This is a genomic window from Aliivibrio fischeri ATCC 7744 = JCM 18803 = DSM 507, from assembly GCF_023983475.1.
Classification (GTDB): Bacteria; Pseudomonadota; Gammaproteobacteria; order Enterobacterales; family Vibrionaceae; genus Aliivibrio; species Aliivibrio fischeri.
The window spans coordinates 506658-521093 of sequence record NZ_CP092712.1 but is presented as its reverse complement, the minus strand read 5'-3'; the positions used below and the strand labels follow the sequence as shown (position 1 = coordinate 521093).

Here is a 14436-nt window from a genome sequence, read left to right as displayed (position 1 = left end):
CGTTTTCTAATAATAGTAGTAATACTAATTCCATTAATAATCTAATCTGTTTAGTTATCTTGATATAAACCAAAAAATCCCGAAGAACTCTCATTCTTCGGGATTTTTATTATTACTTAACTAATATTGTTACTTAGCCTGTTTCGCGATTAAGCGTATTTAGCTGCCACTTTAGCGTGTAGCTCTTGAACAGAGTTAACCGTTTTACGGTCATCCGCTTCATGCGCTAAACAACTAGCAAATGCTGCATTTAGCGTTGTTGTGTAGTTTACTTTCTCAGCTAGTGCACCACGACGTAATACTTTAGAATCTTCAATCGCTTGACGACCTGCTGCAGTATTAACAATGTAGGTGTATTCACCATTCTTGATACGGTCAAGAATGTGAGGACGGCCTTCGTGTACCTTGTTTACTAGACGTGGGTTAATACCCGCTTCGCCAAGAATAACCGCTGTACCGTGAGTTGCATCCAGTTGGTAACCCAATTTAACAAGATGTTTTGCTAAATCTACAACACGTTTCTTATCACCTTCACGAACAGAAAGTAATGCACGACCACCTTCTGGGTATTCTTTGCTACAGCCAAGTTCAGCTTTAGCAAATGCTTCAGCAAACGTTGCACCAACACCCATAACTTCACCCGTTGAGCGCATTTCTGGGCCTAACAATGGGTCAACACCAGGGAACTTGTTGAACGGTAATACCACTTCTTTAACTGAGTAGTATGGTGGGATAATCTCTTTCGTAAAGCCTTGAGACTCTAGAGATTGACCCGCCATTACACGCGCTGCAATCTTAGCTAATGGTGCACCAGTTGCTTTAGATACAAATGGAACCGTACGAGCAGCTCGTGGGTTAACTTCGATTAGATATACTTTGTTATCTTTAACAGCAAACTGTGTATTCATTAAGCCACGAACACCTAGCTCGAATGCCAGCTTACGAACTTGATCACGCATGACATCTTGAATTTCTTCGCTTAACGTATAAGCAGGAAGAGAACATGCTGAGTCACCAGAGTGAACACCCGCTTGTTCGATGTGCTCCATGATACCGCCGATAACCACTTGCTCACCGTCACAAATCGCATCTACATCCACTTCTATAGCATCATCAAGGAAGCTATCAAGAAGTACTGGAGATTCATTTGAAACACTTACAGCTTCATTGAAGTAACGACGTAAGTCTTGCTCATCATATACGATTTCCATCGCACGACCACCAAGAACATAAGAAGGGCGAACAACTAGTGGGAAGCCGATTTCTTTTGATTTATCAATCGCCTGTTCCATTGTAGTAACCGTTGCATTTTCTGGTTGAAGAAGCTCTAGACGGTCTACTGCAACTTGGAAGCGTTCACGGTCTTCAGCACGGTCGATAGCATCAGGGCTTGTACCAATGATTGGAACACCTGCTGCTTCAAGAGCACGAGCCAGTTTAAGTGGTGTTTGACCACCGTATTGAACGATAACACCTTTTGGTTTTTCAACACGAGCAATTGCTAGTACATCTTCCAGAGTTACTGGTTCGAAGTATAGACGGTCAGACGTATCATAATCGGTAGAAACGGTCTCAGGGTTACAGTTAACCATGATAGTTTCGTAGCCATCTTCACGTAATGCTAATGATGCGTGTACACAACAGTAATCAAATTCAATACCTTGACCGATACGGTTTGGACCACCACCTAAGATCATGATCTTATCTTTATCTGTTGGGTTTGCTTCACACTCTTCATCATAAGATGAGTACATGTAAGCCGTATCTGATGAGAATTCAGCAGCACACGTATCTACACGCTTGTATACTGGGTGGATATCATGCTGGTCACGCAGACGGCGAATTTCACTCTCACCCACACCTAATAGTTTAGAAAGACGCGCATCAGCAAAACCTTTACGCTTAAGTTTACGAAGTGCATCTGCAGTTAAGTTAGCAAAACCACCCGCTTTAACCGCTTCTTCTTCTTTTACTAAATCTTCAATTTGAACTAGGAACCAACGGTCAACATTCGTTAGATTAAACACACCATCAACAGACATACCCGCACGGAACGCATCTGCGATATACCAAATACGCTCAGCACCTGCATCTTTCAGTTCATGACGAATTTTTGTTAATGCATCAGGAGCATCTAAATCAACCATCTCATCAAAACCAGTCGCACCTACTTCTAGACCACGAAGTGCTTTTTGTAGAGATTCTTGTTGATTACGGCCGATAGCCATCACTTCACCAACTGATTTCATCTGTGTTGTTAAGCGATCGTTAGCCCCTGCGAATTTTTCGAAGTTAAAGCGAGGGATCTTAGTAACAACGTAGTCGATTGTTGGTTCAAATGACGCAGGCGTTGCACCACCAGTAATGTCATTCATTAACTCGTCAAGCGTAAAGCCGATTGCCAGTTTTGCAGCAATTTTTGCAATTGGGAAACCTGTTGCTTTAGAAGCAAGAGCAGATGAACGAGATACACGAGGGTTCATTTCAATGATAACCATACGGCCATCTTTCGGGTTAATACCGAATTGAACGTTTGAACCACCCGTTTCAACACCAATCTCACGCAGTACAGCTAGAGAAGCATTACGCATTAATTGGTATTCTTTGTCTGTTAGTGTTTGCGCAGGTGCTACCGTGATTGAGTCTCCCGTGTGAATGCCCATCGCATCAAAGTTTTCAATCGCACATACAATAATACAGTTGTCGTTCTTATCTCGAACCACTTCCATCTCGTATTCTTTCCAACCGATAAGGGATTCATCGATTAGAAGTTCATTGGTTGGAGAAAGATCCAAACCACGACGACAGATTTCTTCAAATTCTTCTTTGTTATAAGCGATACCACCACCAGTACCACCCATTGTAAATGACGGACGAATGATACATGGGAAACCAACCATATCTAAAACTTGATATGCTTCATCCATTGTTTTTGCAGTATCAGCACGAGGACATTCAAGACCAATTGATTTCATTGCTTTATCAAAACGAGAACGGTCTTCCGCCTTATCAATTGCATCAGCTGTTGCACCAATCATCTCAACACCGAATTCAGCAAGAACACCGTGTTTTTCTAAATCAAGCGCACAGTTTAATGCAGTTTGACCACCCATTGTTGGTAATACCGCATCTGGACGCTCTTTTTCGATGATGTTACGAACCACTTCCCAATGAATTGGTTCAATGTACGTTGCATCAGCCATGTCTGGGTCAGTCATGATTGTTGCAGGGTTAGAGTTCACAAGAATAACGCGGTAGCCTTCTTCACGAAGTGCTTTACACGCTTGTGCACCAGAGTAGTCAAATTCACATGCTTGGCCGATTACAATTGGACCTGCACCTAGAATTAGAACGCTTTTAATATCAGTACGTTTTGGCATCTTATTACTACTCCGAATTAAGCTTTGTTTGTCTTGTCAGCAATAGACTGCTGAATTAATTCAATGAAATGGTCAAACAATGGCGCTGCATCGTGTGGACCTGGGCTTGCTTCAGGGTGACCTTGGAAGCTGAATGCTGGTTTATCTGTACGGTGGATACCTTGTAGCGTGCCATCAAATAGTGATTTGTGCGTCGCACGTAGATTCTCAGGTAGCGTTTCTTCATCTGCTGCAAAACCGTGGTTCTGTGCAGTGATCATTACTACATCACGATCCAAGTCTTTAACTGGGTGGTTTGCACCATGATGACCAAACTTCATTTTTACGGTTTGAGCACCAGATGCTAAAGCAAGAATTTGATGACCAAGACAGATACCAAAGATTGGTAAACCTTTTTCTAAGAACACTTTTGTTGCTTCAATAGCGTAAGTACATGGTGCAGGGTCACCGGGGCCATTTGATAGGAATACGCCATCTGGATTCATTGCTAATACTTCTTCTGCAGAAGTTTGAGCAGGAACAACCGTTAAACGACAACCACGGTCAACTAACATACGTAAGATGTTACGTTTAGCACCAAAGTCATAAGCCACTACGTGGAATGGTAATTCACTGTCTGCTTTTTCTTCTGGCAAACCGCCAGTCAATGTCCAAGAACCTTGCTTCCATTGATAAGCTTCAGAAGTCGTTACTTCTTTTGCTAAATCCATGCCTTTAAGACCTGGGAACTCTTTTGCTTGAGCAAGTGCAAATGCTTCATCTAAATTAGTGCCCGCTACGATACAACCGTTTTGAGCACCTTTTTCACGAAGAATTCGAGTTAGTTTACGAGTATCAATATCAGCAATGCCGACGATATTTTGAGACTTAAGATATTCAGAAAGGGTTTGTTCACTGCGGAAGTTTGAAGCTAAGAGAGGGAGATCGCGAATTACAAGGCCTTGAGCGTGGATTGAAGAAGATTCTTCGTCTTCGGAATTGATTCCGGTATTGCCAATGTGGGGATAAGTGAGAGTAACGATTTGTTGAGAATAGGAAGGATCAGTGAGAATTTCTTGATACCCCGTCATCGAGGTATTAAAAACGACTTCACCAACGGCCGAGCCATCTGCTCCAATCGATTGACCGTGGAACACTGTCCCATCTTCTAGGACTAACAGCGCTGATTTACTCAAGACAACCTCCAAACATAATAATCATTCATTTCACATCAATATATATGCAAAACTATTTTTTTAAAACCCAAAAAACAAACTACAAGCTCGATTTTTGACAAATTGGCGAAATTTTAGAGATGTATAGATTAACTGTCAACCAAAAACACATTATTAAATAACTTTTTCGGCCAACTCAAACTAAAAATCAATATACAAGGTCAAAAATGATACTTTTAAAGCTAAAATTGATGCTTTTTTGCTCTTAATGAGTTTTTGCATCAAAAAATCATTTTTCAGAATGATTAATTTAAGCATCAGATCAAAGCAAACGATAAACAGCAAAGAAAAGTTACAAAAACAACCATCTCAATTAAAAACATAAACAAAACCACAAAAAACCATAAGCACTCCCTGTATAATTTAATTTAAAACAAGAAGAAGTTAGATTTATAAGAATAGAAAAAACTAAGATATACCGAGCATTATTCGTGAATAATAAGTGATTATAATAAATTAAAGATAAATAGTTAGTATCTCCTCTTCAAGTTATTACCATTACAGGGCTTTAGTTAAAAAAAGCCCGAATCACATTGATTCGGGCTTAATAATAATTAAATCTGATCTAAATTTAATACATCGTGCATGGTATAAAAACCGGGTTCTTTCTTATGAAGCCAATGAGAAGCTCTCACAGCACCATTAGCAAAAGTCATACGATCTGTCGCTTTATGCGTTATCTCAACTCTCTCGCCAATATCTGCAAACATAGCAGTATGTTCACCGACAATATCACCAGCTCGAATGGTAGCAAAACCAATTTCATCTTTGCTTCTTTCACCAGTAATGCCTTCTCTAGCATATACAGCCACATCTTCTAATTTGTTACCCATGGCACCAGCAATCGCCTCTCCCATTCCAATCGCTGTACCTGACGGTGCATCGACTTTATAACGGTGATGAGCTTCAACGATTTCAATATCGCAATAATCCCCCATGACCTTTGCTGCTTTTTCTAGCAGTTTAAAGACAAGGTTTACGCCAACACTATAATTTGGAGCCATAACTACTGGAATTTCTTTCGATGCTTGATCAATAATTTCTTTTCCAGGCTCGCTAAAACCTGTTGTACCAATAACAATCGCTTTATTATGTTCTTGGCAAAGTTCTATATTTTTTAATGTTGAAATAGGAAGGGTAAAATCAATAATGACATCAAAGTCATCTGTCACTTTAGCTAAATCATCAACAATAAGAATGCCAGATTTACCCAACCCAGCCATTTCACCAACATCAACCCCTATAAGGCTAGATTCAGGGCGCTCACTCGCTGCTGCAAGTACAGCAAACTGAGAACCATTTACTGCTTTAATTAAGTTGCGACCCATTCTTCCTGCTGCGCCAGCAATTGCTACTCTTACCATTTTGATCTCCGCTTCTTTAAATTCGCATCCTTGCACTTTATCTTAAATTTTTATTCACTACTATGTGAAGTATTAAGATACCGTTTTGATTTGCAATTCTTTTGGCACTTCAAAAAACATATTTTCTTCACGACCAGTTAATTCTTCAACAGCCGTTCCACCAAATGCTTTTACTTGTTCAATAATTTGGTTAACTAACTCTTCAGGAGCCGAAGCTCCAGCAGTAACGCCAACTTTAGCTTGGTCTGTTAACCATTCTTCTTTAAGATCTTCAGGACAATCAATTAAATAACTCGTTGTCCCTAGTTTTTCAGATAATTCGCGTAAGCGGTTTGAATTTGAAGAGTTTTTAGAACCGACGACAATCATCACATCCACTTGGCTTGCCATATCACGCACCGCATCTTGGCGGTTTTGTGTTGCATAACAAATATCATCTTTACGTGGCCCTTGAATGTCAGGAAATACTCGACGTAACTCATCAATCACATCAGCAGTTTCATCAACAGATAATGTTGTTTGGCTTACATAGTGAAGATTCGATGGATCTTTTACATTTAATTTAATTACATCATCAGGTGTTTCAACTAAATACATTCCAGCAGAATCACTTGCATACTGCCCCATTGTACCTTCGACTTCTGGATGTCCTGCGTGACCAATTAATACAACTTCAATATTTTTCTTACTTGCACGAGCCACTTCCATATGCACTTTTGTCACTAATGGGCAAGTTGCATCAAACACCGTTAATGCTCGTTCTTTCGCTTCTTTACGAACTGCTTGTGAGACACCATGAGCTGAAAAAATAACAATATTATCGTCAGGTACTTCATGCAATTCCTCAACAAAAATAGCACCGCGTTGTTTTAATCCTTCAACAACAAACCGGTTATGCACTACCTCATGACGAACATAAATAGGTGCTTCATATAACTCTAAAGCGCGTTCAACAATGCTAATGGCACGATCTACGCCAGCACAAAAGCCACGAGGGTTAGCTAATACTATTTTCATTTTTTATCTCTTTATTGTGTTGGATTAACCAACCGCTACAATCTCTACGTCAAAGATAACATCTTGACCTGCTAATGGGTGATTAAAATCAACCGTCACTGAGTCACCAGCAATCTCTGTAATGATGCCCGGGATATCCATTCCATCAGGACCACTGAAAGCCATAATAGTACCGACTTCAGCCGCAGCATCACCAACAAAACGATTTCTATCCATATGATGTATATTATCAGGATTTGGTAAGCCAAATGCATCTTCAGCACATAATTCAATGCTTTTAGCTTGCTCAGCTTCTAAACCAAGTAAACATTTCTCAAAATTTTCACTTAAGCTACCATCACCCATAGTAAATTTTGCTGGTTTACCTGAACTGTGTGTACTATCCGCAACCGATCCATCTTTTAATTTTATTGTGAAATGTAGGGTAACTTCACTGTTATTTTCTATTTTCATTTCAATCTTTCCTTGAAAAAAAACGCCACTCGACTGCTCGGGTAGCGTTCATTGATTATGCTCTATGAGTTTTATTGCTCTTTTTTACCAGAGCGGAGACCATCCAAAATGATCAAACCCGCACCGATACATATAGCTGCATCCGCTAAATTGAATGCTGGCCAATGATAGTTACCCCAATAAAAATCGAGATAATCGACAACGAAACCATGAACTAAGCGATCAAAAACATTACCAATAGCACCACCAATGATCAGTGCATAAGCAATATTATTCAATTTATCTTTCTGCGGAGCTTTACGCATCCAATAAACTAACAAACCACATACGCTAATAGCAATGCCAGTAAAAAACCAACGTTGCCAACCAGCTTGATCACTTAAAAAGCTAAATGCTGCACCATAGTTATGAACATAAAGAAAGTTGAAGAAAGGCAATACTTCAATGCGGTTTGCCCAACCATAACCCATTTCTTTCATCACAAACAATTTGATGCTGATGTCTGCCATAAAGATGATCCCCGCTAGCCATAGCCAGCGGAGTCCTGATTCTTTAAGCAGCGGTAATGTTTTCTTATCGCTAGTCATTATGCAAATTTACGCTCTTCGCCTTCGCCGTCAATATTAGATACACAACGACCACATACTTCTTCATGGCCCTCGATAGTACCTACATCAGCAACATGGTGCCAACAACGCTCACACTTCGCCGCTTCAGAAGCAACAACGTCAACAAACAGACCATCTAATTCTGTTGCTTTCGCTGATTCTGTTTTCTCGCTCAGTGGTTTAACCGTTGCAGCTGAAGTTAGAAGAACAAAACGCAGTTCATCTTCTAATTTGTTGATTTTAGCAATTAATGCATCATCAGCGTACAGCGTTACTTCTGCTTGAAGTGCGCCACCGATCACTTTTTCACCACGAGCAGCTTCAAGTAATTTATTTACAGAAGCACGAACTGCTTGGATATCAGTCCAGAATTCATTATTGAACTCTTCACCTTCAGCAAGATCAAACAGGCCTTGGTACCATTCACCTGTAAATACAAATTTCTCACGCTCACCTGGCATTTCATTCCAGATTTCATCAGCAGTGAATGACATGATAGGAGCCATCCAACGAACTAATGCTTCTACGATGTAGTAAAGTGCCGTTTGACAACTGCGTTGAGCGTGGCCGCCCTTCTTCGCTGTGTATTGACGATCTTTAATTACGTCTAAGTAGAAAGAACCCATTTCGATTGAACAGAAGTGCATCAAACGTTGAGTTACTTCGTGTAAGTTATATTCATCGTAAGATTTGATAATCTCTTGCTGTGCTGCAAATGCACGACCAACAGCCCAACGATCTAACGCTACCATTTCTTCTGCAGGAACGATATCTGTTGCTGGATTAAAGCCACTTAAGTTTGCTAAGAAGAAGCGAGCTGTATTACGAATACGACGGTATGCGTCAGCTGAACGTTTTAGAATTTCATCAGAAACTGCAACTTCGTTAGTGTAATCAGTAGATGCTACCCATAGACGAAGAATATCTGCGCCTAGTTTGTTTGTTACATCTTTAGGTGCAACAACGTTACCGATAGATTTAGACATCTTACGACCGTTACCATCCACCACGAAACCGTGTGTTAGTACTTGGCGGTAAGGTGCTTTACCTTTCATCGCTACTGATGAGATCAACGACGATTGGAACCAACCACGGTGTTGATCTGAACCTTCTAGGTAAAGATCTGCACTGTGCGTTCTCTCTTCTTCTGGGAAGTTGTATTCTTCACGAGAATCAACAACAGAGAAGTGAGTTACGCCAGAATCAAACCATACGTCTAAAGTATCTAAAACTTTTTCGTAGTTTGCAGCATCTTCTTCGCCCATAAGCTCAGCGGCATCAACATCCCACCATGCTTGAATGCCTTTTTCTTCAACTAGTTTCGCTACTTTTTCAATTAGCTCTAGTGAATCAGGGTGCAATTCAGCGGTTTCTTTATGTACAAACAGAGCAATTGGCACGCCCCAAGTACGTTGACGAGAGATACACCATTCAGGACGGCCTTCGATCATACCTTCAATGCGGTTTTGACCCCATTCAGGCATCCACTCAACACTCTTCACTTCTTCTAACGCTTTTGCACGAAGACCCGCTTGATCCATTGAGATGAACCATTGTGGCGTTGCACGGAAGATGATTGGCGTTTTATGTCTCCAGCAATGTGGGTAGCTGTGCTCATACGCGTGATGATGCAGTAATGCACCTTTTTCTTTTAGTACTTCAAGAACTGAATCGTTAGCTTTGAATACGTGTTGGCCAGCAAATAGCTCAGTATCAGGAAGGTATACGCCATTTGAACCAACTGGGTTTGCGATTTCTAAATCGTATTTTTTACCAACCACGAAGTCTTCTTGACCATGACCAGGAGCGGTATGAACAATACCTGTACCAGAATCAGTCGTTACGTGTTCACCTAAAATTGCAGGAACCGTAAAGTTGTAGAATGGGTGGTTAAATTGAAGAAGCTCTAAATCAGAACCTTTAGCAAAACCTAAGTTATGGTAATGTTCGATGTTTGCACGATCTAATACTGACTTAGCCAGTTCAGATGCAAGGATCAGACGTTGTGCTTTTTGCTCACCGTGTGCTTCTACTTGTACTAATACGTACTCAAGATCTGCGTGTAATGCTACAGCACGGTTTGCAGGAAGAGTCCAAGGTGTTGTTGTCCAGATAACAACTGATAATTCACCTTCACCTTGATGGCCTTCAGGCGTGCTGAATTTCGCTAATGTAGCAGCTTCGTCAGCGGCAACAAAACGTACATCAATTGATGGAGATACTTTATCTTGGTATTCAACTTCCGCTTCAGCTAGTGCAGAACCACAATCCGTACACCAGTGAACAGGTTTGAAACCTTTCAATAAGTGGCCTTGGTCAGCAATTTTACCTAAAGAACGAATAATGTTTGCTTCAGTACCAAAATCCATTGTGCGGTAAGGTTTATCCCACTCGCCCATAACGCCTAGACGTTTGAAGCTCTCTTTTTGACCTTCAACTTGGCCTGCCGCATATTTACGACATTCTTCACGGAATTCAGCAGCAGAGATCTTTTGACCCGGCTTACCTTTTTTCTTTTCTACCATTAATTCGATTGGTAGACCGTGGCAGTCCCAACCTGGAACATACGGCGCATCGAAACCAGAAAGTGTTTTCGACTTAATAATAATGTCTTTAAGAATCTTGTTTAGTGCGTGACCAATATGGATGTCACCATTTGCATAAGGAGGGCCGTCGTGTAATACGAACGATTTCTTACCTTTTTTCGCTTTACGGATTTCACCGTAAAGGTCTTCATCGTACCAACGCTTAAGCATTTCTGGCTCACGATTAGCCAAGTTACCACGCATTGGGAATCCTGTTTCTGGCAGGTTCAAGGTATCTTTATAGTCACTCATTGATTCTTAATTCCGTTACTTGGGCGAAATGAAATGTTATCTATTTTCAGACAGCCACACCCGCGCTGCCTGAGAATCTAATTCTATTTGTTGTTTTAGAGCGTCAAAAGACTCAAATTTATGCTCGTCTCTTAATTTATAAAGCAATTCAACATCCAACTGCTGGCCATAAAGATTTCCTTTATAGTCAAAGAAATGAACTTCAAGTTGCTGACGAGCGCCATTTACCGTTGGGCGATGACCGATATTGGCAACACCACCTAATTGTTTCCCTTCGCTATCTTTAGCTTGCACAACATACACGCCAGAGACAGGAGAAACACAACGTTTTAATGGGATATTCGCTGTAGGAAAACCTATGGTTCGTCCTAATTTTCGACCGTGGGATACACGACCTGTAATACTATAATGTCGCCCTAACATGGTTGCGACATCATCTAATTTATTATGTAAAAGTGCAGAACGTATTGCTGTGCTACTTACTCGTTGTTGCTGTAGGCAAAAACTTTGTGTGTTCACCACTTCAAAGCCATGTTTTTTACCTGCTTCTTGCAACATGGCAAAATTTCCTTTGCGGTGTTTACCAAAACAGAAATCATCACCCACAACCAGAAACTTAACACCCAACAGTCTCACCAACAAGTCTTCGACAAACTCATCAGCACTTTGTTCTGCAAATTTCTGATTAAAATTAATACATAATAAACGTTCTATTTCTAGCTTTTTAAGCTGAACAAATTTATCTCGTAAACGAGTTAATCGTGCCGGAGCCTTTTCTTTTGCAAAAAACTCCATAGGTTGAGGCTCAAAAGTCATTACGACAGACGGTAAGCCTAGCTCTTTAGCTTTAGACTTAACTTGTTGTAATACTTGCTGATGTCCTAAATGAACACCATCAAAATTACCTATCGTCATTACGCAGCCTTTATGGTCTGGCGTAATATTGTGAATACCTCGGATTAATTCCATTATCTCAATATCAATTTATTCGCTTAAAAAAACTGACGAATTATATACTAATGTACTCATTCAAACCACTGAACAAAAGCAATTCTTAATTTAGACTGATGCTCTTAAATGACGAGGGCGCAATCCAAATACAATTGCTGTGATTAAGTAAGAAGTGGCACCTAAACCAATAAAGGCAAATAGCATCATCACTCGCTTAGCCAAATTCCACTCTAACCAGATGCTCATGCTCGGCATCAGCCACAGTAAAATAGATACCATAACACCACCTGACACAATTAGCTTCAATACAAAAAATACCGTCTCTTTTGATAATTTATATACGTTTGCTAAATGCAGTCCTCTATATAAGAGAACCATATTAACTAATGCAGATAATGCTGTCGCCATAGCAAGACCAACATAGCCATAAAAATAAGCAAAAATAGCATTAAAGAACATGTTAGTTACCATGGCAATGATACCGTAACGAACTGGTGTTTTAGTATCTTGACGAGCATAATAACCAGGCGCTAATACCTTAATTAACATAAAGTTCAGCAAACCAGATGCGTAAGCCAATAAGGACAGAGAAGCTTGGTGTACATCATTTGGAGAAAACTCACCACGCATAAACAAAACCATGAGCATTGGTTTGGCCAATACCATTAAGCCCAGCATGGCTGGAATACCAAGTAAAATCACCATTCTCACCCCCCAATCCATAGTTTGCGAGAATCCATCGCCTTCGGCATCGACATGTTTACGTGATAATGCTGGTAATATCACGGTTGCAATAGCAATACCAAATAGCCCTAAAGGAAACTCTAACAGACGATCTGAATAATAGAGCCAACTGATCGAGCCCGTCGCTAAAAAGCTGGCAATAAAGGTATCAAATAATAAGTTGATTTGACTAACAGACACACCAAATAATGCTGGGATCATTAAGGTTCTGATTTTTACCACACCAGGATCATTCCACCCCCATTGTGGGCGAACTAACATCTTTGCTTTATAAAGAAATGGAAGTTGGAATAAGAATTGGATTAAACCGCCTAAAAAGACACCTATTGCTAAACCGATTTCTGGCTGCTCCAAATTAGGAGAGACAAAATATGCACACGCAATAATAGCTATATTAAGGAAAACAGGTGTAAAAGAAGAAACGGCAAACTTACCAAGAGTGTTTAAAATGGCCCCAGACAAGGCTACAAATGTGATAAACCATAAATAAGGAAAGGTAATTTTTAAAAGAAAGCTGGCCAGCTCAAATTTAGGTGCTGCTGGACCATCATTTAGCCAGTCCATAAACCATCCCGCCCCAAATAATGCGGTAACGACACCTGAGCCGATAATACCAAAGAAGGTAACAATGGTAACTAATACGCCCAATGTTCCCGAGGCTTTTGCAATTAATTCTCGTGTCTTATTATCGTCTCCACTAGCATGATATTCAGTTAAAACAGGGACAAATGCTTGAGAAAAAGCGCCCTCTGCAAATAGACGACGTAAAAAGTTGGGGATCTTATTTGCAAAGAAGAAAACATCAGCCGATGCTCCTGCTCCCATAAGATTTGCAACCACGACATCACGGACTAAACCGAGAACTCGAGACACTAAAGTCATGATGCTGACTATTAAGCCAGAACGTAAAAGTCGTTTACTCACAAAAAAAACCTCATAAAGATGGTAATGATGACCATAAAGAGCTTACTAACTGGAAAAAATGCTGTTAGAATGCACGTCATCTTAACCGTGTTTTGCCAGTTTCATCAAACTTTTGTTTGAGACAGCTTGGTTTTTACACAAATCATTTGACATTTGGGTTCAAAGGGTGCATATTTCCCGACCTTAAATTGTCACCGAACTACGTTTTTGGGAGTTAGACCCTTGGCAAATAGTAAATCTGCTAAGAAGCGCGCAACTCAAGCTGAAAGACGTCGCCAGCACAACGCTAGCCGTCGTTCAATGATGCGCACTTACATGAAAAAAACTATCGCAGCTATCGAAGCTGGCGATAAAGAAGCTGCAACTGCTGCACTAGCAACTGCAACTCCACTTCTAGACCGCATGGCGACTAAAGGCCTTATTCATAAGAATAAAGCTGCACGTCATAAAGCGCGTTTCACTGCTGCAATCAAAGCTCTTTAATAGAAATTTGATTCTCAGTTAGAAATAAGAAAAAACCGACTTAGGTCGGTTTTTTTATATCTGCAATTTGAAGAAAAAACTCTTACAACCCCTTCCTCTCCTTTTCTCTATAACTTACTTTTGACAATATAAATCGTGTAGTAATTGAATCACAGATCTTACTTCTTGACTATTTAATGAGTAAAAGACCGTTTGAGATTCTTTTCTTGTTGATACTAACTCATCACGACGTAACCAACCTAAATGTTGTGACAGTGCAGATTGGCTTAATTCTAATTTTTCTGCAATTTGACCTACCGACAATTCGCCATCTAATAGTAAACACAAAATGAACAATCTACGTTCGTTAGCCATCGCTTTTAATAATGTCACTGCTTGTGGTGCATTATCTTCCATCATTTGTAAGTCCATATGGATACCTATCATCTAATTTAGCTCTGGCTAATTTAGCTTGTTACTTA

At 40.2% G+C, this 14436-nt stretch carries 11 protein-coding genes; 1 reads left to right on the top strand and 10 read right to left on the bottom strand.

The features are described 5' to 3' along the window. Positions 1-149: 149 nt before the first annotated feature. From carB to murJ, 9 genes are all read right to left on the bottom strand, one after another. Complete coding sequence (gene carB, locus AVFI_RS02455) at positions 150-3380, bottom strand: carbamoyl-phosphate synthase large subunit (protein ID WP_012533127.1); 3231 nt, start codon at positions 3378-3380, stop codon at positions 150-152. Positions 3381-3397: 17 nt separating this feature from the next. Then, on the bottom strand, positions 3398-4555 hold the full coding sequence (gene carA / locus AVFI_RS02450) for a glutamine-hydrolyzing carbamoyl-phosphate synthase small subunit (RefSeq protein ID WP_017018302.1): 1158 nt from the start codon (positions 4553-4555) through the stop codon (positions 3398-3400). 593 nt (positions 4556-5148) lie between these two features. Continuing rightward, entirely contained in the window at positions 5149-5958 is an 810-nt protein-coding gene (dapB, locus tag AVFI_RS02445; RefSeq protein WP_005417649.1) for a 4-hydroxy-tetrahydrodipicolinate reductase, read from the bottom strand. A 72-nt stretch (positions 5959-6030) separates the two neighbouring features. Further along, positions 6031-6975 (bottom strand): 4-hydroxy-3-methylbut-2-enyl diphosphate reductase, encoded by a 945-nt coding sequence (gene ispH, locus AVFI_RS02440; RefSeq protein WP_012533917.1) that lies wholly within the window; start codon positions 6973-6975, stop codon positions 6031-6033. A 24-nt stretch (positions 6976-6999) separates the two neighbouring features. Further along, positions 7000-7428 (bottom strand): FKBP-type peptidyl-prolyl cis-trans isomerase, encoded by a 429-nt coding sequence (gene fkpB / locus AVFI_RS02435; RefSeq protein ID WP_011261245.1) that lies wholly within the window; start codon positions 7426-7428, stop codon positions 7000-7002. 71 nt (positions 7429-7499) lie between these two features. Further along, complete coding sequence (gene lspA / locus AVFI_RS02430; protein ID WP_005417644.1) at positions 7500-8015, bottom strand: signal peptidase II; 516 nt, start codon at positions 8013-8015, stop codon at positions 7500-7502. Beyond that, entirely contained in the window at positions 8015-10873 is a 2859-nt protein-coding gene (gene ileS, locus AVFI_RS02425; RefSeq protein ID WP_012533712.1) for an isoleucine--tRNA ligase, read from the bottom strand. Before ileS ends, lspA begins: the two co-directional genes overlap by 1 nt. Positions 10874-10909: 36 nt before the next feature. Further along, positions 10910-11842, bottom strand: a complete 933-nt coding sequence (gene ribF, locus AVFI_RS02420) for a bifunctional riboflavin kinase/FAD synthetase (protein ID WP_005417633.1) — start codon at positions 11840-11842, stop codon at positions 10910-10912. Positions 11843-11932: 90 nt separating this feature from the next. After that, positions 11933-13492: a murein biosynthesis integral membrane protein MurJ gene (gene murJ / locus AVFI_RS02415; protein WP_188863712.1), complete on the bottom strand. Its 1560-nt coding sequence runs from the start codon at positions 13490-13492 to the stop codon at positions 11933-11935. A 222-nt stretch (positions 13493-13714) separates the two neighbouring features. Between murJ and rpsT the strand changes: the two genes are divergently transcribed. After that, positions 13715-13975 (top strand): 30S ribosomal protein S20, encoded by a 261-nt coding sequence (gene rpsT, locus AVFI_RS02410; protein ID WP_005417629.1) that lies wholly within the window; start codon positions 13715-13717, stop codon positions 13973-13975. A 114-nt stretch (positions 13976-14089) separates the two neighbouring features. On the opposite strand, the gene AVFI_RS02405 is transcribed toward rpsT, so the two are convergent. Next, the gene (locus tag AVFI_RS02405) at positions 14090-14386 is read right to left on the bottom strand and encodes an ArsR/SmtB family transcription factor (protein WP_005417627.1); all 297 of its coding nucleotides are present in this window, start codon (positions 14384-14386) and stop codon (positions 14090-14092) included. Between the last annotated feature and the right edge of the window lie 50 nt (positions 14387-14436).

Coding starts and splice junctions, on each gene's coding strand:
- dapB (WP_005417649.1), bottom strand. CDS start 5,958: ATGGTAAGAGTAGCAATTGCTGGCGCAGCAGGAAGAATGGGTCGCAAC.
- ileS (WP_012533712.1), bottom strand. CDS start 10,873: ATGAGTGACTATAAAGATACCTTGAACCTGCCAGAAACAGGATTCCCA.
- AVFI_RS02405 (WP_005417627.1), bottom strand. CDS start 14,386: ATGGACTTACAAATGATGGAAGATAATGCACCACAAGCAGTGACATTA.
- ribF (WP_005417633.1), bottom strand. CDS start 11,842: ATGGAATTAATCCGAGGTATTCACAATATTACGCCAGACCATAAAGGC.
- carB (WP_012533127.1), bottom strand. CDS start 3,380: ATGCCAAAACGTACTGATATTAAAAGCGTTCTAATTCTAGGTGCAGGT.
- ispH (WP_012533917.1), bottom strand. CDS start 6,975: ATGAAAATAGTATTAGCTAACCCTCGTGGCTTTTGTGCTGGCGTAGAT.
- lspA (WP_005417644.1), bottom strand. CDS start 8,015: ATGACTAGCGATAAGAAAACATTACCGCTGCTTAAAGAATCAGGACTC.
- fkpB (WP_011261245.1), bottom strand. CDS start 7,428: ATGAAAATAGAAAATAACAGTGAAGTTACCCTACATTTCACAATAAAA.